17 protein-coding genes are annotated in these 18243 nt (G+C 68.9%); 4 read left to right on the forward strand and 13 right to left on the reverse strand.

The genetic code is table 11. The features are described 5' to 3' along the window. Positions 1 to 103 precede the first annotated feature (103 nt). The gene (locus K6142_RS10415; RefSeq protein ID WP_223380832.1) at positions 104 to 3031 is read right to left on the reverse strand and encodes a small ribosomal subunit Rsm22 family protein; all 2928 of its coding nucleotides are present in this window, start codon (positions 3029 to 3031) and stop codon (positions 104 to 106) included. Positions 3032 to 3490: 459 nt separating this feature from the next. Then, a complete protein-coding gene (locus K6142_RS10420; protein WP_223380833.1) occupies positions 3491 to 5620 on the reverse strand; it encodes an ASKHA domain-containing protein in 2130 nt (709 codons plus the stop codon). A 263-nt stretch (positions 5621 to 5883) separates the two neighbouring features. On the opposite strand from K6142_RS10420, the gene K6142_RS10425 reads away from it, so the two are divergent. Next, positions 5884 to 6351, forward strand: coding sequence for a hypothetical protein (locus tag K6142_RS10425; protein ID WP_190246003.1), 468 nt, complete (start codon positions 5884 to 5886; stop codon positions 6349 to 6351). A 302-nt stretch (positions 6352 to 6653) separates the two neighbouring features. Further along, on the forward strand, positions 6654 to 7634 hold the full coding sequence (gene fliM / locus K6142_RS10430; protein ID WP_035066492.1) for a flagellar motor switch protein FliM: 981 nt from the start codon (positions 6654 to 6656) through the stop codon (positions 7632 to 7634). A gap of 204 nt (positions 7635 to 7838) precedes the next feature. Here the strand turns inward: fliM and K6142_RS10435 are convergent, their stop codons facing one another. The 10 genes from K6142_RS10435 to K6142_RS10480 form a co-directional block, all read right to left on the reverse strand. Next, positions 7839 to 8672, reverse strand: a complete 834-nt coding sequence (locus K6142_RS10435; RefSeq protein ID WP_190246002.1) for a tRNA pseudouridine synthase A — start codon at positions 8670 to 8672, stop codon at positions 7839 to 7841. A 3-nt stretch (positions 8673 to 8675) separates the two neighbouring features. Then, complete coding sequence (locus tag K6142_RS10440) at positions 8676 to 9689, reverse strand: MotE family protein (RefSeq protein WP_190246001.1); 1014 nt, start codon at positions 9687 to 9689, stop codon at positions 8676 to 8678. Then, positions 9646 to 10086 (reverse strand): flagellar export protein FliJ, encoded by a 441-nt coding sequence (fliJ, locus tag K6142_RS10445; protein WP_012612524.1) that lies wholly within the window; start codon positions 10084 to 10086, stop codon positions 9646 to 9648. Before fliJ ends, K6142_RS10440 begins: the two co-directional genes overlap by 44 nt. A 215-nt stretch (positions 10087 to 10301) precedes the next feature. Continuing rightward, on the reverse strand, positions 10302 to 11057 hold the full coding sequence (locus tag K6142_RS10450; RefSeq protein ID WP_223380834.1) for an adenosylcobinamide-GDP ribazoletransferase: 756 nt from the start codon (positions 11055 to 11057) through the stop codon (positions 10302 to 10304). Then, the gene (locus K6142_RS10455; protein WP_190244119.1) at positions 11054 to 11941 is read right to left on the reverse strand and encodes an S-adenosyl-l-methionine hydroxide adenosyltransferase family protein; all 888 of its coding nucleotides are present in this window, start codon (positions 11939 to 11941) and stop codon (positions 11054 to 11056) included. The genes K6142_RS10450 and K6142_RS10455 overlap by 4 nt, the downstream gene beginning before the upstream one ends. Before the next feature lie 406 nt (positions 11942 to 12347). After that, positions 12348 to 13043 carry a redox-sensing transcriptional repressor Rex gene (locus tag K6142_RS10460; protein WP_081437375.1) on the reverse strand — a complete coding sequence of 232 codons (696 nt, stop codon included), beginning with the start codon at positions 13041 to 13043 and terminating at the stop codon, positions 12348 to 12350. Between the two features lie 64 nt (positions 13044 to 13107). After that, entirely contained in the window at positions 13108 to 13437 is a 330-nt protein-coding gene (locus tag K6142_RS10465; RefSeq protein WP_007523853.1) for an ATP synthase F0 subunit C, read from the reverse strand. 139 nt (positions 13438 to 13576) lie between these two features. Further along, on the reverse strand, positions 13577 to 14278 hold the full coding sequence (gene atpB, locus K6142_RS10470; RefSeq protein WP_012612519.1) for a F0F1 ATP synthase subunit A: 702 nt from the start codon (positions 14276 to 14278) through the stop codon (positions 13577 to 13579). A gap of 4 nt (positions 14279 to 14282) precedes the next feature. Further along, a complete protein-coding gene (locus K6142_RS10475; RefSeq protein ID WP_190244120.1) occupies positions 14283 to 14717 on the reverse strand; it encodes an ATP synthase subunit I in 435 nt (144 codons plus the stop codon). Beyond that, entirely contained in the window at positions 14686 to 14964 is a 279-nt protein-coding gene (locus tag K6142_RS10480) for an AtpZ/AtpI family protein (RefSeq protein ID WP_190244121.1), read from the reverse strand. Before K6142_RS10480 ends, K6142_RS10475 begins: the two co-directional genes overlap by 32 nt. 234 nt (positions 14965 to 15198) lie before the next feature. Here K6142_RS10480 and K6142_RS10485 point away from each other — a divergent pair, with 234 nt between their 5' ends. Next, positions 15199 to 15660 (forward strand): pyridoxamine 5'-phosphate oxidase family protein, encoded by a 462-nt coding sequence (locus K6142_RS10485; RefSeq protein ID WP_190244122.1) that lies wholly within the window; start codon positions 15199 to 15201, stop codon positions 15658 to 15660. Between the two features lie 276 nt (positions 15661 to 15936). Continuing rightward, positions 15937 to 16539 carry a cytochrome c family protein gene (locus K6142_RS10490; protein WP_190244123.1) on the forward strand — a complete coding sequence of 201 codons (603 nt, stop codon included), beginning with the start codon at positions 15937 to 15939 and terminating at the stop codon, positions 16537 to 16539. Positions 16540 to 16640: 101 nt separating this feature from the next. On the opposite strand, the gene rlmD is transcribed toward K6142_RS10490, so the two are convergent. Then, positions 16641 to 18080: a 23S rRNA (uracil(1939)-C(5))-methyltransferase RlmD gene (rlmD, locus tag K6142_RS10495; protein ID WP_190244124.1), complete on the reverse strand. Its 1440-nt coding sequence runs from the start codon at positions 18078 to 18080 to the stop codon at positions 16641 to 16643. Positions 18081 to 18243: the final 163 nt, after the last annotated feature.

The raw sequence follows: 18243 nt of genomic DNA on the forward strand, positions 1-18243 counted from the left end.
TGCGAAGGGCCGGGGGCGGTGGCGTCCCCGGCCTTGGAGTTTTCGATGGGCCTGTCCCGGCGTCGCAGAGGCTGGCGCGGGGCGGTTGCCCCGGGCGTGCCCGCTAGTCGTCGCGTCGGGGCCTGCGCCGCCGCGCCTGATGTTGGCCGTTGTCGGGCCGGTCATTCCGTCGATCATCCCGTCGATCATCCCGTCGATCATCCCGCCGATCGTCACGACGGTCGTTCTGGCGCTCGTTCTGGCGCTGTTCGGAGCGCTCCGGGCGGCGATCGGTACGCTGCCCGGCCTGTTCGCCGGGGCGACGATCGTTGCGGGGGGCGTTGCGCTGGTCTTCGCCGCGCTCACCACGTCCCCCGCGATCAGGACGACCCTGCTGCGGACGCTGCTGCCCGTCGTCTCGCCGGGGGGCGGGGCCACGTCCTTCGGGCCGACGGTCCGCCGGGCGGCGCTCGGTTGGCCGACGCTCCTCGGGCCGACGTTCCTCGGCGCGGCGCGGGGCACGATCGTCACGGTCCTGCTGGGCGCCGGGCCTGCCTTCCCGGTCGAAATGACGGCGCGGCTTGCCCTTGCGGCCTTCGTCGGGGCGTTGCTGGCCCCCGAAATCGCGCGGCGATTCGAGCTTGCTATCGGGCCTGGCGTCTGGCCGGGCGTCCGGACGGGCACCGGCGGCGCGTTCCTGCCGGTGGTCCGGCCTGCGGTCGCGCGGAGCGTCGCCACGGGCTCCGGGGTGGCGCTGGGCGCGGTGTTCGTGGCGTTCGCCGCCCCGCTCGTGCCGGTCCCCTCGCTCCATCCGGTCCATTTGATCTGGCCGCCGTTCCTGTCCGCGTCCCTGATTGCCGTCCTGCCGCTGGGCGCGCGGCTGCCGGTCATGGTCGCCCCGGCCTTCGCGTCGTCCTTCCTGCGGACCGTCGGGCCGCTGGCGGCGGGCATTGCCGAAGGGGCGCTGCGGGCGACCCTGCCCGCGCTGCTGGCCGTCGCGGTCGCCATGTGCGGGCCGTTGTCCCCGGCCCTGATGCTGTCCCTGCCGAGCGGACTGCGTCCCATCGCCAGCGTCGTCCCACGCGTTCAGGGCGCGCTGGGCCGTGGCGTTGGGGGCGTTCCTGTCGTCCTGTTCGCCATGCCGGGGGCGGCGGTTGGCCCACTGGCCGCGCTGGTTGCCCTGCTGCCCGTCAGGGTTATTCTGTCTCCGGTCGGCGCGCTGCCCGTCGGGGTGACGCTCTCTCCGGTCAGCACGCTGACCGTCAGGGTGACGTTCTCTCCGGTCAGCACGCTGACCGTCGGGCTGCCCGGCACCCCGCCCGGTCTTGCGCATGCCGGAGCCGCCATCGCGTTCCGTGCGATTGGTCCGGCGTCCACCCGATTCCGCGCGGTTGCCGAAATCATCGGGCAGGCCGCCCCGGCGGCGGGCGCCATGCCCCGCGCCGCTGTCGCCCGCAAAGCCGCCGCTGAACGGTTCGCCGAACCCGTCGTCAAGGGTGCGGCCACGCCGCGCGCCGAAGCGCGGCATGCCGCGCCGCTGCGCGGCCCTGCCCCCGTGCGACTGGTTTGGCTGGTTGGCGAACATCTGGCTGTACGTCGCGCCGTGGTCGGGGCCATCGGCGCGGTTGCCGTCGGGTTCGGACGGGTCATGTCCTTCATGTTCATGGGGCCCGTCGAAATCTTCACCTCCGGCTCCGGCGGCAGCGGGCGCATCCCATTGCGGCGCGCCTTCCATCAGGAAGGCTGGCTGCGTGTCGTCCCCGTCGTCCACCCCGGGGGCTGCTTGCGCCGCGCGCCCGGCAGCCTTGCCGCGCACGGGCTTTCCACCCCGGTCGACCGGGCTTGCCTTGCCTCTGGGGGCCTTGCCCGCAGCGCCTGCGGTACCGGCTGCGCCAGTGGCCTTGCCATCCCGGCTGGGCGGGGTCCATTCCAGTTCCAGCGCGCCCGACTTGCGGTCGCGGCGTTCCACTTCCGGCCAGGTGATGTCGAGGGCCGTGCCGGAATGCACGTGCCGCGCGTCGTGCAGCAGGGCCAGCCCCCGTTCGGAGCAGGCGTAGCGCGCGGGTTCGCGGCGTCCGGGCAGGGGGAAGGCGTCGGAAATGATGCGGATGGTGTTGTGCGGCGCCACCACCTTGTCCGCCTCGCCCAGCAGCACGAAGGACAGGCTGGCGGTGCCCTTTTCCAGCTTGGCCCGGCGGCTCAGTTCTTCCAGCCACGTGGGCGCGCCCTGGATGGGGAAGGTGAAGTGGCACCAGCCGCCCGCGCCGCCCTGTTCCAGCAGGGGGCATTCGTCGTGGTGGGGGCAGGGGGACAGCGGGGCAAGCCCCACCTCCATGGCCGCGCGGCGGAACAGGGTGACGTAGCGCGCACCCAGGCGGGTACCCGGCTCTATGACCAGCACGCGCCCGCCGTGCGACAGCGCCGAGCCGATCTTTTCAGCCAGGTCTTCCATGCGGAATTCCAGCGGTTCGTCGCGGCGCGGCTTCAGTTCGTTCAGCACGTTGCCCGCCATGATCAGCGCCGCGTCACCGCGCGCCTCCTTCAGGGCCGATTCCATGGGGGCGCGGAGGGTGCGCAGCGCCCAGGGCGATTCTTCTCCCGCGATGACTTGCAGCAGTTCGCGGCCCACTTCCAGCGGGTGGGGGGCGATGTCGGCGCACAAGAAGGTCAGCGGCAGGGTGCGCAGGTCGGGCCGGGCCAGCCACAGGGCCAGGGGCAGGGTCAGCGGGCCGCTGCCCAGGTCCAGGATCAGCGGGCGTTCCAGCAGGGCATCGCGGTCCACCAGGTCCAGCGAGGGCAGCAGGCGGCCAAGGCGCACCAGGTTCCACGGCATGAAGTATCGCAGGTAGGCGGACAGCAGGCGCGGGGCCGCCCAGTACGGGTCGGAGAGCGAACCGCGCTCGCTGGTGAGCACCAGCGACAGGTCGTGGATGGCCGTGGGCAGGTCGCGGCGGTGCGCGGTGCGCAGCGGGGCCACGGTGTCCAGCGCCGTGGGCAGTGATTCCAGGCGCTGCCGGTATTCCGGGGACAGGGCGGCGAAAAGATGGTGCATGCGAAATCCGTTGGTTGGGTGCCGGTGCAACCGGCGATGCATGGGCTGCCGCACGCGAGGATGCGCGGGCGCGGCCAGCGCGGAAGCCGGTCATGCAGGGGCACGGGGCCGGGGCATGGGCCGGAACGCGGGGCCGGTGTCGTGGCGTCCGGCGAGGTGCGCGGGCGCGGCTGCGGGCGGTTTGCGCTGTGCGCCGCCCGTATCGGGAAGTACTCGGAATCGGTGAAAGCGGGCGGGCACGGGCCGGCCGGGCTTTCCGGTGTTCGGGGGCCGCTGGTGGTCCTGCCGGTGCAGGGAATCGGGGCGGCTGGATGCACCCTTGCGGTGCGGCCTGTCAGGCTGTTGCGGCATCCCGGCCGCACGTCGGGAGTGCGGCGGGGGGTGATTGTGGGTGGCTCCGCCTGTCTTTGGCGGTTCCACCTGTCGGGGCACGCGGCGGTGTCGGGCCGTCGTGCCGTATCAGCGAAAGCGCATGTGGCGCAGGAACGCGGCGGAAAAATCGCTGGCGGTGGTCAGGTCCACCACGCGGCAACCGGTGCGCCATGCATTGATGCGCGCGCGCAGTTCGGGCCGCAGCAACAGCAGTTCCGCCCCGCGCAACGAGGCGTTGCCCACGGCCCGCGTGCGACCGGCCACCCCTGCGGGCAGAAAACCCAGTGTTTCGAGGTCATCGGGGCGGGCGTGCTCGCCCAGCGCCCCGGCAAGATACACGGCGTCCAGCGCCGTGCCGGGCAAGCCGGCTTCCGCCAGCAGCCGTTCGTAGGCCAGGGAGAAGGCGGCCTTCACCTTCAGCACCTCTTCTACGTCCCCCGCTGAAAGATGCAAGCCCCCGGGCAGGGGCAGGCGCCGTTCGCCGCGCACTTCGACCAGCGATGCGGCAAGGCGACGCGCCAGCGGGGAATGCGGTTCCATCACGAAGCGACCGTCTTCGTCAAGCAGTCCGGCGCGCAGCAACACCCGGAGCAGCGAAAGATAGCCCGTGCCGCACAGGTGGGTGGGGGCGGCGGGGACGCCGTCGTCTTCCGGCAGCACGGTGGGCGCGAGCCCGGCGGGGCCAAGGGAGAAGGCGGCAATGGCCCCCGGCTGGGCCACGCCGCCGCAGGACAGGCCGATGCCCTCCAGCGCGGGACCAAGGGCCACGCTGGTCACCAGCGCGCTGTCCGGCCCGGTGGCCAGCACGAATTCCCCGTTGGTGCCCAGGTCCGCCAGCAGGAAGGGAAAGCGGGGCGATGCGGCGGGCACGGGCGTGGTGTCTGCGGCCCGTGGTGAGTCAAGGCTGGGAGCCTGTAACGTGTTGGCCGCGACGCCCGCGCCATCCATGGCAGCCAGCCCGCCGTACAGCAGCGCGGCCATGCCCGCCCCCACGTCGCCGCCCACGAAGGGCGCGGGCTGCGGGGGAATCCACACCTCGGGCATGGCGGCCCTGTCGTTTACGTCGGTCAATTCGGTCAAGCCGATCCGGTCGGGCAAGCCAGCCAGTTCGGGCAGGATTTCCGCAGTGCCGCCCGCATAGTCCAGACGGTAGGGGGCCGTGGCAAGGCCGGATACGTCGCGGCCCAGCAGGATGGCGGTCATGGCCGAGTTGCCCGCCACGCACAGCCCGCGCACCGGGCCGGGCAGTCCGGCGGCGATGCGGGCCACGGCGGCCAGGGTCAGGCGGCGCAGGGCGGCCAGCCCTTGCGGCGACGAGGCCACGGCCAGGCGGGACATGACCTCGCTGCCCGCGCCCATCTGGGGGTTCAGTTCCGCGCCGTGGGCCACGCGGTGGCCATCCGGGGCCAGGGCCGACCAGTGCAGGGTGGTGGTGCCAAGGTCGATGGCCAGCAGCAGGGGCGCGCCGGTTGCCGGTGACGTATAGGTTGCCGGGGACGTGTCGGTCGCCGGGGCCGTGCCGACTGCCGGTGACGTGCCGGATGCGGAAGCCTGGACGGCGTCGGGCAGGGGTGCATCCGCCGCCCGGAAGCGGCGCGGGGTCGATCCGGCGGGCAGGGTGAAGGCCATGGTGCAACGCGCGTCCGGGGTGCTGGCGGCGTTTTCGTTCGGGTCGGTTCCTTGCGGGGAGGACGACGACCGTGATGCTGGCGCGGGCAGGGCGTGACGGCACAGCAAGCGCCAGCCGTCGGCCAGTTCCCCCGGGGAAAAGTGGGCTTCTTCGGCGGGGTGGGGCGCCGGTGTGCCGCGCGTGAAGCGCGCCGCGCAACGCCCGCAGCGCCCAAGGCCGGAACACAACGCGGGCGGGGCCACCTGGCCGCTCATCCACACCAGTTGGGCCAGGGTGCTGGCCGGGGCCGCATCGGCAGCATCCTGTGCGGACTGGGGCACGGACAGGGACGCGGACAGGGAAAGGGCCAGATGCAGGATGCGCCCGTCCGGCAGGGTCACTTCGGCCACGGCACCCGGTGCGGGCTGTGTGCCCGGCGTACCGGGGCAACCCGGCCTGCCCGGCGTGACTGGCCTGCCCGGCGTGCCCGGCGTGGCTGCTGTGACGGGCGTGGCTGGTCCGCCCCGTCCTTCCGGTCTGGCGGTGGCGCATCCGGTGTCGTTTCCGGCGGGGCGCGGCGGCTGTTCTGACGAAGAATGGGGGGACATACGGCTCCCTGACAGGGCGTCCAAGATGGTTCCTTGCCTGCAACTGCCCCAAGACGCTGCATATGGCAAGCGCGTGTGTGCCTGCGGCATCGGCTGTGCCAGCGCTGCTGCGCCGTTTCTTGGTGAACCGGCGGGGTTTCGGCATGCTTCCGATGGTGGCCGGAGTGTCGAGCGCGCGACGAAAATTTGGTTATCATTGCATATTCAGCAATAGTCCTGTATGGTTATATTATTATTCCAGGGGTGGCTAAAGGAGTTGGCGCATGGAAATCGTGCTTGGCGCGGTGGTGGGCTTTCTGCTGCTGGTGATAGTGCTGGTTGTCAACCAGCGCTCCAGCGCCGCGCACGAGGAACGCCTGCGCGAACTGCATGCCCGGCGCCGCGCGTTGGCCGTGGACCTGCGCAAGTTGCAGGAGAACATCCAGCAGCTCAAGGTGGTGGAGTACGAACTGGGCCGCAGGCTGTCAGAGGCCGACAAACGCGCCAGCCAGGCCATGGAAGTGCGCAGGCAGCGCGATGCGCGCCAGCAGGCAAGCCAGTTCGGCTCCATAGTCGACGTGCTCCTGCACGAGCGGCTGCTGACTGCGGAACAGTTGGGCAAGGCCCGCAGCTACAGGACGCAGACCCGCTCGCAGTACCCGCTTTCCGAGATCGTGACCATGCTCGACTACGTCAAGGCCGACGTGGTGCAGCGCATGCGCCTTCGCTATCCCAAGCTGCCCGACGAATAGCAGGGCGGCCCGCCGGGCGTCTTCTGTTCACCCGGCCCGCCCGCAGGCTTTCGCGGCGGGCTTGCCGGTGTCTGCTTGTGCGGCTTGGCGTTCATCTTGCATGAAATTAGGCGGCGGCAGGATTCTCCCTGTTGCGGCGCAGGTTCCGGGGGCAATCGGGCCAGACAAGCCAATCGGGCCAGACAGCCAGACAGGCCAGTCAGGCCAGCCAGTCCGCCGGATCGGGCCGATGCTTGACCCCGCCCGCCGTCGCTGCCACTATCCGGTCATTCAGTATTCCACGCGCGAGGAGCCCGCACCCCATGAACAAGATTCTGGCGCAGGACGAGGTCGATGCACTGCTTCGCGGCCTTTCCGGCGGCGAGATAGAGAGCGAGACCGACATCCCCGAGGACGACTCGGGCATCGTCCCGTTCGACCTCGCCAACCAGGACCGCATCATTCGCGGTCGCATGCCGGTTCTTGAAATCGTCAACGACCGGTTCGCGCGGCTGTGCACCAACGCGCTGTCCAACACCGTGCGCAAGCGGGTGGAGCTGAACCCCATCTCCATCGACATGACCAAGTTCGGCGACTTCATGCGCTCGCTGCCGGTGCCCACCAGCATCAACATCTTCAAGATGGAGCCGTTGCGCGGCAACGCCATCATCGTGGTGGATTCGCGCCTGGTTTTCGCCCTGGTGGAAAATTTCTTCGGCGGCGCGGGCAGCCAGCCCAAGATCGAGGGGCGCGAATTCACGCGTATCGAACAGGCCATCGTGGACAGGGTAATCAAGATCGCCCTCGACAACATGGAAGAGTCGTGGCGCCCGGTGCACGACGTGAGCCTTGAACTGGTGCGCTCCGAGATCAACCCCCAGTTCGCGGCCATCGTGCCGCCCAGCGACGTGGTGGTGGTGATCACCTTCGAGGTGGAACTGGAAACGGCCATCGGCTCCATGGTCATCTGCCTGCCGTACGCCACCATCGAACCCATCCGCTCCAAGCTGCACGCCAGCTTCCAGACCGAACGGCTGGAAGTGGACCACGCCTGGGTTTCGCGCCTGAAGGAGCGACTGATGGAAACCCCGGTGAACCTCAAGATCCACTTCGGCGAGTCCAAGATCACCGGCAACCAGCTGCTGCGGTTGCAGGTGGGCGACGTGCTGCTGCTGGATACCGACACCGACGACCTGCTGGAATGCACCGTGCAGGGCGTGACCAAGTTCTGGGGCATTTCCGGTACGGTAAAGGCCAACAAGGCCTTCCAGATCATCAAGGAAGAAGAGCCGCGCTACACCTGATGCGCGGCGGCCAGCTCCGGTACGCCCCGGTATACCCCGGTACGCCCAGATCGGGGCAGGTGCGGAACACGCAAAGAACGACGGCGCGCCCGAAAGGGTGCGCCGTCTTGCGTCGTGGCGAAGGGGATGCGTTGGCGAAGTGGGCCGTTGCTGTTCGCGGTTGGGTTGGCAAACTTGCGGCGGGAATGCGCGGCAGGACAGCCCCTAGTAGTACACGCGGGTCAGGGTCAGCCCCTGCGCCGGGGCCGTGGCGGGCGCGGCCTTGCGGTCGCGGGCGGCAAGGATGGCGGGCACGGCGTCCGGGTGCAGTTTGCCGCGTCCCACGGCCACCAGCAGGCCCATCATGTTGCGCACCATCTGCTTGAGAAAGCCGTCGGCCTCGAAGTCCCAGGCGATCACGCGCAGACCGCCGGTCATGGCGTTTGCGGCTTCGTCCGCGCCTGCCAGGGGCTGTGCGCCCGGCAGCACGGTATGGACCGGGGCTTCTCCCTCCACGCGGCGGGCCACCCTGGTCACGGTGCGCACGGTGGTGACGATGTCGGTGCCGGTGTTCTGGAAGCTGGCAAAGTCGTGCATGCCGTGCAGGTGCGCGGCGGCGGCGTCCATGGCGTCCAGATCCAGCGGCCCCGTGGCCCACGCGAAGGGGGCCAGCCGGGGCGGCACCCAGCGCCGTTCGGGCCACAGCCGGTAGGCGTAGGTCTTGCCGCGCGCGTCGAAGCGGGCGTGAAAGTCGTCGGGCACGCGGACCACGGCGGCCACGGAAATGTCGTCGGGCAGCCCGGCGTTGAAGGCGCGCTGCCAATCCAGGTCCGCCCGGTGGTCGGGCACGTCCATGTGGGCCACCTGGGCCTCTGCGTGCACGCCGGAATCTGTGCGGCCCGCGCCGTGCAGGCGCACCGGCGCGCCCACGATGCGTTCGGCGATGCGCTCCAGTTCGCCCTGCACCGTGCGCGGCTGGGGGCGGTCGGTGCGGGCCTGGATCTGCCACCCGGCAAGCCGGGTGCCCACGTAGGAAACGGTCAGCGCGAGACGGGCCATGCGCTATTCGAGGGGCAGTTGCATGCGGGTGAGCGCCTCTGACAGCTTGGCGGCCTTTTCCGCCTGCACGAAGGTCAGGATTTCGCCCGCCTGCCTGCCGCGCATGCCCGCCAGAATCCTGACGGCGATCTTCTCGTCCAGGGTTTCCAGCACTGCCGCCGCCTGCTTGGCCTTCATGTTGGTGTACACGTCCACCAGATGGCGCAGCTTTTCGTCCTTCATGCCCTGCGCATCCTTGAGCATGGTCTTGATGCGCGCCTCAAGGTCCTGCATCTGGGCCAGCTTGGCGTCCACCTGCTGTTCCAGGCTTTTCAGTTCCTGCTCGCGGCGGCTCAGGTCGTCCTGCTTGCGGTTCAGCACGTCCATGGCGGCCTGGGTGGCCTGAGTGGACTGAGTAGATTGTGCGCCGGGCTGCGCGGCGGCGGGGGCGGCGGAACCAGCCCCCATGGTCGAGGAACCCGGCAGACCGGCGGCTGCGGGCAGGGCGGAAGACGGGGCGGCGGGTGCGGCGGGTGCTGCGGGCGATTGGGCAGTGCCCGGCGCGGGTTGGGCCTCGGCGGCCCAGGCTGTGCCCTCTCGGTTCAAGCGCCCCCGCGCGTCATTGGCGCCTGTTTGGGAAGCGGACGCGGATGCGGGGGCGGGCGCGGCTGCGGTCAGCCCCACGGCACGGGCGATATCCGCCGCCAGGGGCTGGGATTCGGCATCCTGCCCGGACTGGGAGGGTTGAGGGGACTGGCCGGATTGGGTGGACTGGCCAGCCTGCCCTGCTTGCAAGGCGTGCACGGTCCGCGCGGTGGCGTCCGCCTGCGTGCTGGCCGGGGCCCCGGATACGGCGGCCACGCCAGTCACGCCAGCCACGCCAGACACGGAGGTCGGGGCGGCAGCCGTGGCGAAGGGCCACGGCTGTTCAAGGGCAAAGGCCACCAGCAGAGCCACCTTGAAGGCGGCGGCGGTGAGCAGCCAGCGGCAGAGCCTAGAAAGACGGAGGCTCGAAGCGAAGCGTTGCGGTTTCGTCATAGGTACGCTGTTCGCGGAGGAGTTCGTCGTGCGCATGGCGGGCCGCCTGTTTGTCCTTCAGCTTTTCCAGCAGTTTGCGTTCCTGCGATTTTTTCACCAGTTCGGCGCGGGCCTGTTCCATCATCTGGGCCAGCATGCGCAGGCGCAGTTCTGCGTGGGTCAGGTCTTCGCGCAGGCCGCGCAAGAAGTTGCGTTGCAGCCAGAGTTCGTCGCGCGTGAGGCGCGCGTCTTCGTACAGCTTCCGTTCCGCTTCGGCAATGGCCGCGCGCACCGCCTCCACCTGGCGCTGCTGCGCCTCGTGGGCGGTCTTGGCGCGGGCGAAGGCCAGCTTGGCCTGCTCCTCCAACTGTTCCCGGTAGTCGAGAACCTGTTGCAGGCGGAAGCGGAACGGGGGCATGCGTGGTCCTTTGGCGGTCGTGGCCAGGGCGGTGGCGTCGGAATGTCGTCGTGCGGCGCCTGGCTCAACCCGGAATAGCAAATACCGGGCCGAATGCACGGACAGGGCGCATGGTCCTGGGGGATGGACCGGACGCATGGACCGGACGCGTGGGCCGGACACATGGGCCGGTCGCGCGGGGGCGGCCCGGGCAACGCGTGGCGCGGGCATGACCGCTACGCAAGGATGGTGCCCAGCAGCGCGGACAGTTCGCCCAGAATGATGCAGGCCCCCAGAAAGTCGCCGTTCAGCCCGCCCTCTCTCCGGGCCAGCCCGGTGAGCCAAACAACGGCGCAGGCGCAGGGCAGGGCGGCGGCCAGCACCGCGGGCGGCCCGGCCAGGGCCACGCCGGTGGCGGCGGCCACCCCGGCGCATACCAGCACGGTCATGTGGGTGGCCCCGGTGGATGTCAGGCGGCCCAGTGTGGAGCGGGTGCCGGGGGGCACGCAGGCCGCCAGCACCACGCAGGCGGCGCGCCCCAGAACGGGAGCCCACACCAGTGCTCCGGCCCGGCCCATGGTGATGACCTCGTGGGCAAGCACCACCTGCCCCAGCACGCCGAAGACGATGCCCAGCACGCCGAAGGCCCCGATGCGGCTGTCCTTCAGGATGTCCCAGAACCGGTCGCCGGTGGCGGAACTGCCCCAGGCGTCCATGAGGTCGGCCCAGCCATCCCAGTGCAGGCCGCGCGTGGCCCACAGCAGCAGGGCCGCGTACCCCAGGGCCTGCACCCAGGGATGTCCGGCGAGCAGCCCCAGCAGAAACGGCCCGGCGCATACCAGCCCGGCCAGCAGACCCACCAGCGGGTAATGGGCAACGCCGGCGGCCATTTCCGCGTCGGTGGCGGCGCGGGCCGGGGCAAGCCGGGTCAGGAAGCCCGTGGACAGGACAAGGGCGCGCCATTGGGCGGCCAGCAGGGGGGCCAGTTTCACCGGCACTCCTCCAGCAGCACTTCTGCGCCGGGGTGCAGCCAGTGCCGTTCGGCGGCAGAGGCCTTGTCCGCCGCCAGTTCCAGGTAGCCCTGGCTGCCCGCCACCAGGCCGGTGCGCCCGGCGGGAATGTCGGCATAGGTGGCGGCGCGGGCGATGTCGATCAGGGTGCCGTCGGGCAGGTGCAGGCGGCAGGCGGCCAGCCAGTCCCATTCGCGCAGGGAGAGGTTGAGGACCACGTTGCCGAAGCGGTCCACGTGCAGCACGGCGGCATGCACGCCATCCGACTCGCGCCGGGGCACAGCCCATGCGGGGCGGGCAAGGTCGGTGGGCAGTACCGGGTCGCCGAAGGCGGCCAGGGATTCGCCACCCGCCAGGCGCGCGGCCAGCGGGGCCAGCACGTCGCGCCCGTGAAAGGTGGCGCTTTGCGGATCGGGCAGGCGGGCCGGGTCCAGCCTGCGCAGCACCGCGTCGGGGCGGGCCTCTGCCGCCAGGTGCAGCAGGCCGTTGTCCGGGGCCAGCATCACCTGCCCGCAGCTTTCCATGGAGACGAGGTCGCGCGGCGTGCCCACGCCGGGGTCCACCACGCAGATGAAGATGGCCCCGGCAGGAAAGTGCGGATGGCTGGCCGCCAGAAAGAAGGCGGCGGTTTCCACCCGGTGGGGTGGCACGCCGTGTGAAATGTCGATGACCGGCACGGCGGGGGCCAGCCGGTGCAACACGCCCTTCAGCTGGCCCACGTAAGGGTCGTCCAGCCCGAAGTCCGTCAGCAGTGCGAAGCAGCGGGCATGGGGGCGGGGTTTTCCGGACGCGGCGGCGGGTGCGGACGACGTGGACGTCGCGACTGGCGGGCAGGCCGATGCGGATGGGCGATGTGGGGTGTCCATGGGCGCTCCGTGGTTTGGGGGAGGCGGGACGGTGCGCGCGGGGCGTTGCGGCTGGCGCGGGTTCGGGCGCCGCGTCACCGCACGCCCGCCGGGCGGCATGGCTGTACCCTAGCGCGGGCGCGCAACGACCACAAGCAGGGGAGGCGAACGCCGGAACCGCCTTGCGGCGGAGCCGCTTCAGGTCCGTGAATCTTGCATCCGGCAGGGCCAGCCCTGCGAACATGGGACCCGCCTGACGGCGGCGTCTGCCGCACAACCATGGAACCCGCCATACGGCGGCGGCCTATCCACAACTATGGAACCCGCCATACGGCGGCGGCCTGTCCATAACTACGGAACCCGCCATACGGCGGGTTCCATGGCGCAGCGGTGAACGGCTGCGGAGCGTGAGCGGCGCGCGGGCTGGTCAGCGGTTGGCCCTGTCGAAGGTGATGTTGAACGACAGCGCGTAGAGGTGGTGGAAAAAGTCCACGTACTCCACGAACACGTCGTCCGGCACCGTGATGCGCGCGGGCGCGAAGTTGAGGATGCCCTTGATGCCCGCGTCCACCAGATGGTTGGCGGCGCGCTGGGCGCGTTCGGGCGGGGTGGTGATGATGCCGATCTCAACGTCCAGGTCGGCCACCTTTTCCTTCAGCCGCTTGGTGCACACCACCTCAAGGCCGGAGACTTCCTCGCCGATCTTGAAGGGATCGCAGTCGAAGGCCCCCACTATGTGGAAGCCGCGCAGCTTGAATTCCTTGTGGTTCAGCAGCGCGCGGCCCAGGTTGCCCACCCCGACGAGCACGGTGCGCCATTCGCGGTTCACCCCGAGAACGCTGGTTATCGATTCGATGAGGCTCTTGACGTAGTAACCCACGCCGCGCACGCCGAACTCGCCGAAGTAGGCAAGGTCCTTGCGGATTTGCGAAGCGTTGACGTTGCACGCCTTGGCCAGCGGTTCGGAGGATATGACGTCGGTCCCTTCACGCAGCAGGTTTTCCAGCACCTGCACGTATACGGCAAGGCGCTGGATGGTTGCGCGGGGAATGTGTTCACTCTTGGGGGCTTGCATGGCTTGATTGGTCTCTCGTTTGGCGGATGTCGTACGGCGAGCCGCCATAATGCTGAAAAAGGAGGCCGTTTGCAACGGCCTCCTTCCGTACGGTCGAATCGAGGCTCGCGAACTAGCCCACGAAGGGGTTGGCGACGAGCAGGATCAGGTTCACCACGAGGGCGTAGATGGCGAGGGATTCGATGAAGGCCAGGCCGAGGATCAGGGTAACCATGATCTTGCCGCCCGCTTCGGGGTTGCGCGCGGTGCCTTCGCAGGCAGCCTTGAGGCCCATGCCCTGGCCGAGGCCGCAACCGGCGGCGGCGATGGCCATGCCGATGGCGGCGGCGAGGCAGGTCAGGCCAAGCGCGCCGGCGTCCATCTTGCCATCGGCGGCGAAGGCAAGGGCGGCAAAGGACATCAGGGCCACGGTGTTCAGGGCGATCATCAGAAACTTGCGCATGACAAACTCCTCTTTGCGTATGGTTGTTTTGGTCGGTTGACCATTCCCTTCGGATTCAGGCTCAGCCCTCATTGATCCGCCAGTTGCAGGGCCGTCTTTTTCCGGCTTTTCGCTAACGGCGGCTCCGTGAAGTCTGATCCTAGTGGGCGTGTTCGAACGCGCCCTTCAGGTAGATCATCGTCAGCATGAAGAAGATGAACGACTGAAGGACCTTGCCCAGCAGGAACAGGAAGTACACCGGAATGGTGCCAACGATGGGAGCCATCAGGAAGAACAGCACCATGACGATTTCTTCACCGCGGATGTTCCCGAACAGACGCAGCGTCAGCGAAAGCGGGCGCGCGGTGTGCGAGATGAGTTCCAGCGGCAGCATCAGCGGCGTGAGCCACCACATGGGACCCATGAAATGCTTGATGTAGCCCGGCCCCCAGCGCTTGATGCCCTGGTAGTTGTAGTACAGGAACACGAAGACGGCCATGGCCGCGTTGGTGTTCACGTTGGCCGTGGGCGCATCGCAGCCGGGGATAAGCCCCAGCAGGTTCTGGAAGAGAATGAACAGGAAGATGCCGCCCAGCAGCGGAAACACCTTGCGTCCATCCTCGCCGATGTTGGTCACCACGAAGTCTTCAAGACCCCCGATGACCACCTCGAAAACGTTCTGTATGCCACCGGGCACCAGTTTCAGCCCGCCGCGGACCAGAAGGCCCAGGCTGAACAGGACGGCCATGGCACACCACGTGTAGAAGACATGCTTGAACTCGACGGTCGCTCCACCGATGGTGACCTGATCCACATGCAACAGCGTGGACCAGAGTACCGGATGCGGCAATCCACCAGCCATTCCCTTACGCCTCCTTCACTTTTTGTCCTGCGCCCCTGGCTATTCCCCACGCGGCGATGCTGAGAACGCACGTGGACAGCCCCGCCAGCAGCGCGGAGACAGAGACCTTTAGCCAAACGATCAGGCCGAAAAGGACCAGACCGGTAAGCAGCAGCCGACCGTAGAATCTGAACATGAGCCCGGCCGCCATGGCGCGTGTGTACGGCAGGAAAACGATGCCCTGCACGAACTTGGCCAAGGCGTAGAAATTGAAGGTCGAAAGCGCGGCCCCCACGCCGAACCACAACCCCCAGTCCCAGAAAGGCGCGCACGCAACCCCGGCAAGCAAGGATGCCCCCGAAACCAGAAGCTGGCAGCGCAGCAGAAGGCGGATTTCCGACGCGCGGAACCCCTTGTGCCACAACCATTCATCTGTCTTTCGGGCCAAACTTTTCAGCATCTTCCTTGTCCTGGGCCTTGAGGAGCCTCCGCGAGTCCAGCCAGACGTTCTTGAACCCGGCCACGATGCCGAGAATCAGGAACACCCCGGTGAGCCACGGCTTTGTTCCCAACCAACGATCAAGGTACCAGCCCATTCCCAGGCCGACCACCGTGGCCGACACCATGTGCAGCCCGATGACCCCGGCGGTGGAAATGGCGTCGAGGTATTTCTTGTCGTTGATTTTGAACCAATTATTGAAGAACATAGGCACCGTCCCGTGGCTTTCGCGCCCATCGAGATGAGAGCGGTTGCCGGGGGCACTTCGTGCAAACGTTCACAAGTCGGGTCGTGTCTAACACAGCGGGCGGTGGGCGTCAACGCGGCGGGGCGGAGTTCGTGAAAAAATTCCCACCGAAGTGCCGGACATGTTTGCTGATTGCCTGAACAATTCAACTGCGTGCGGCGGTCCGTTCCGGGCCGCGGCCACGCTGGAGGTGCCATGCGGCACAAGGACAGGGAAGTGACCGACGTGGCGGATATCTGGGCGGGCGTGGCCGCCAGCCCGTGGATGACCATGGCGCTGTGCGACGGCGCGGAGCCGCATGTGGTGCCCCTGTCGTTCGGGGTGGCGGACGGGGCCATCTATTTCCATTCCTCGCGCAAGGGCCACAAGGTAGAACTGCTGCGGCGCGGCGGAACAGTGTGCTGTTCGTTCGTGCCCTACGCCGAAGCGACCAGGCCCGAGGACGGCACGGGGTGCAGGTTTTCCATGCGTTTCCTGAGCGTGCTGGCCTGGGGACGCCCCGAGGAGTTGCACGACCCCGCCGAAGTGTCCGTGGCGGTGCGCGCCCTGTTGTCGGCCGTGCAGGCCCCCGATGCCCCGGTCAACGAGGAGGCGGTGGGCAGGACGGCCTTTTTCCGGCTGGTGCCGGACAGGATGACCGCCTCGCGCCACGCATAGTGGTGGATGGCGTTGCGGGTGCTCTGGCGCCGCAGGCACGGGTTGGAATGCCCGGCCCGGGAACCTGCGACTGGACACGTGTGCCCGAAGCCGTGTGGCCGGAAGACCCGCGTCCGAAAACGTGCGATCAGGGCGCGGGTGCCCGGAAGGCGTGCGAAAATATTCATGAAGGCTGGACTGTTCGATTGTAACGCGGTACCAATGCGCCACGGCGCATCACGCAGCGCCGTACCCGCCACCACGTCAAACCGCCGGATCTGCCATTGGGGGGATGCCATGCGCCTGACCGTGTCTGCCGTTGTGTGCCGCCGCCAGAATCTCAGCCAGCCTTCGATACTGCCTTCCGCCCCGGTTTCAGTCCGGCTCCTGCATCTGCCCCTGTCCCCGTCTTTGCCCCCGGCTCTGTCCGTACCTCTGGCGGCGGTCTTGCTGGCCGCGCTGCTGGTGCTGACCGGCGCCGGTCAACCGGCATCCACGGCCCTGGCCGCCGAAGCGCGCAGCTACGTGGGCACCGACGCCTGCGCCCCCTGCCATGCCGACCAGCACGCCACCTTCCGCAAGCACGCCAAAAAATCCAAGTCCGCAGAAAGCGTGAAGGTGATGGCCCCCAAGCTGAGCAGGGAAGAAGTGCAGGGTTGCTACGCCTGCCACACCACCGGCTACGGCAAGCCGGGCGGCTTCGTCAGCTTCGAGGCCACGCCCCATCTGGCCGACGCCGGGTGCGAGGTCTGTCATGGTCCCGGTTCCGCCCACGTGGATTCAGGGGGTGACGTTTCGCTCATCGACAAGCCCACCATGGAAGGCTGCGTGGTCTGCCACAACGAGCAGCGGGTGCGCAGCTTCAATTTCAAGCCGTTGCTGCATGGCGGCGCTCATTAGCTGTTCCTTGCAAGAGATGAAGAAACGCCCGCCGCATGGTGCTGACCATGCGGCGGGCGTCGTTTTTTCGGGCTGGTGGCGGGTGCCTTGTCGTGACGGCGCTACTCCCCCGTGCGGGTCAGCAGGGCCACGCATTCCACGTGGGGCGAATGGGGGAACAGGTCGACCGGACGCGCCTCTTGCAGCGCATACCCGCGCGCGGTGAACAGGGCCACGTCGCGGGCCATGGTGGCCGGGTTGCACGAAACGTACACGATGCGCTCCGGCTGGTGGGCGGCCACGGCCTCGACCACGTCCTCGTGCAGGCCCGCGCGGGGCGGGTCCACGACCACGATGCGCGGCGACACGCCCTCGCCGGGGCGCTCGCGGCGCAGGCTGGCGCGCACGTCGCCAGAGACGAAGGAACAGTTCAGGATGTTGTTGCGCGCGGCGTTGGCGCGGGCATCGTTGACCGCCTCGGACGTGATCTCGAAACCGCGCACGGCACCGGCGGTGCGCGCCAGGTGCAGGGCGATGGCTCCCACGCCGGAATACAGGTCCCACACCGTGTCGTCCGGCCCGGCGGCGGCCATGCGGCGCGCCTCGTCGTACAGCAGGTTCGCGGCGGCGGTGTTGGTCTGGAAGAACGAATCGGGGCCCAGCAGCAAGTCGTTGCCGCCGAGGCGCTCGGTCAGCACGGCCTCGCCGTCCACGGCCAGCACCCGTTCGCCGTAGGCGATCTGCTCCGGGTCCAGGCGCAGCGAATGCACCACGCCGGTCACTTCGGGAAAGCGGGCGCGCAGCGCCTCGGCCAGGCGCGACACGGCCTGCGCCGCGCCGGGGTGCCGCCCGGTGATGCACTGGATCAGGCACTGGCGGCCCGGCGTATCCTGGCCTTCGCCTTCCGCCGGGGTGTCGGCCCCGGCATCACGCCCCAGTTCCGGCTCGCGCACCACCAGAAAGCGCCAGAAGCCATCCTGCCTGCTGTCATCCCAGCCGGGAAGGCCGCTTTCGCGCGCAAGCTCGCGCACCGCCTCGACGATGCGCACCGTCAGCGGTGTTTGCAGGTGGCATTCCGTGATGTCCACCACCGCGCGCGAGGCACGGCGGCGCAGGCCCAGGTGCAACTGGCCGTCGCGGTCCTGGCTGAAGGCGAATTCCATCTTGTTGCGAAAGCCGCGCTCGGCGGGGGAGGCCAGGATGGGCAGCACATTGGCGTCGCGCAGGCCGCCGATGCGCCCCAGCGCGTCAACCACGAAGCGCTCCTTCCAGCGCAGTTGCTCGACGTAGGGCAGGTCCTGCCAGGCGCAGCCGCCGCAATCGCCGAAGTGGGCGCAGAACGGGGCACACTGCACGGGCGACGGTTCGAGCACGGCGTCCAGCGTGGCCTCGGCAAAGCGGCGCTTCACCGTGGTCAGTTTGGCGCGCACGCGCTGGCCGGGCAGGCCGCCCGCCACGAACACGACGCGGCCCTCGTGGCGGCACACGGCGCGGCCGCCAGCGGCAAGGGCATCCACGGTCAGTTCCAGAAGGTCGCCGGGGCGGGGGGTGGTATCGGACATGGTGTCTCCAGAAAAATGTTATGAATGCGGCGACCGGGGTGGCCGCGCGTGCGTGCAGTGTTGTTTCGGCCCGCCAGGCCCGTTCTGGCCCGTACGGCCTCGTGGCGTGCGCCATTTGAAACGGGCGGAATGGGCGGGGCGTTAATTGTGTGTGTGGGTGCCC

Source organism: Nitratidesulfovibrio sp. SRB-5 (assembly GCF_019931275.1).
GTDB lineage: Bacteria > Desulfobacterota > Desulfovibrionia > Desulfovibrionales > Desulfovibrionaceae > Cupidesulfovibrio.

What these genes read in the sequence shown, in the direction of transcription:
- K6142_RS10415 (WP_223380832.1), bottom strand. Translation starts at nt 3,031, where the DNA reads ATGCACCATCTTTTCGCCGCCCTGTCCCCGGAATACCGGCAGCGCCTG.
- K6142_RS10420 (WP_223380833.1), bottom strand. Translation starts at nt 5,620, where the DNA reads ATGTCCCCCCATTCTTCGTCAGAACAGCCGCCGCGCCCCGCCGGAAAC.
- K6142_RS10425 (WP_190246003.1), top strand. Translation starts at nt 5,884, where the DNA reads ATGGAAATCGTGCTTGGCGCGGTGGTGGGCTTTCTGCTGCTGGTGATA.
- fliM (WP_035066492.1), top strand. Translation starts at nt 6,654, where the DNA reads ATGAACAAGATTCTGGCGCAGGACGAGGTCGATGCACTGCTTCGCGGC.
- K6142_RS10435 (WP_190246002.1), bottom strand. Translation starts at nt 8,672, where the DNA reads ATGGCCCGTCTCGCGCTGACCGTTTCCTACGTGGGCACCCGGCTTGCC.
- K6142_RS10440 (WP_190246001.1), bottom strand. Translation starts at nt 9,689, where the DNA reads ATGACGAAACCGCAACGCTTCGCTTCGAGCCTCCGTCTTTCTAGGCTC.
- fliJ (WP_012612524.1), bottom strand. Translation starts at nt 10,086, where the DNA reads ATGCCCCCGTTCCGCTTCCGCCTGCAACAGGTTCTCGACTACCGGGAA.
- K6142_RS10455 (WP_190244119.1), bottom strand. Translation starts at nt 11,941, where the DNA reads ATGGACACCCCACATCGCCCATCCGCATCGGCCTGCCCGCCAGTCGCG.
- K6142_RS10460 (WP_081437375.1), bottom strand. Translation starts at nt 13,043, where the DNA reads ATGGCGGCTCGCCGTACGACATCCGCCAAACGAGAGACCAATCAAGCC.
- K6142_RS10465 (WP_007523853.1), bottom strand. Translation starts at nt 13,437, where the DNA reads ATGCGCAAGTTTCTGATGATCGCCCTGAACACCGTGGCCCTGATGTCC.
- atpB (WP_012612519.1), bottom strand. Translation starts at nt 14,278, where the DNA reads ATGGCTGGTGGATTGCCGCATCCGGTACTCTGGTCCACGCTGTTGCAT.
- K6142_RS10475 (WP_190244120.1), bottom strand. Translation starts at nt 14,717, where the DNA reads ATGCTGAAAAGTTTGGCCCGAAAGACAGATGAATGGTTGTGGCACAAG.
- K6142_RS10480 (WP_190244121.1), bottom strand. Translation starts at nt 14,964, where the DNA reads ATGTTCTTCAATAATTGGTTCAAAATCAACGACAAGAAATACCTCGAC.
- K6142_RS10485 (WP_190244122.1), top strand. Translation starts at nt 15,199, where the DNA reads ATGCGGCACAAGGACAGGGAAGTGACCGACGTGGCGGATATCTGGGCG.
- K6142_RS10490 (WP_190244123.1), top strand. Translation starts at nt 15,937, where the DNA reads ATGCGCCTGACCGTGTCTGCCGTTGTGTGCCGCCGCCAGAATCTCAGC.
- rlmD (WP_190244124.1), bottom strand. Translation starts at nt 18,080, where the DNA reads ATGTCCGATACCACCCCCCGCCCCGGCGACCTTCTGGAACTGACCGTG.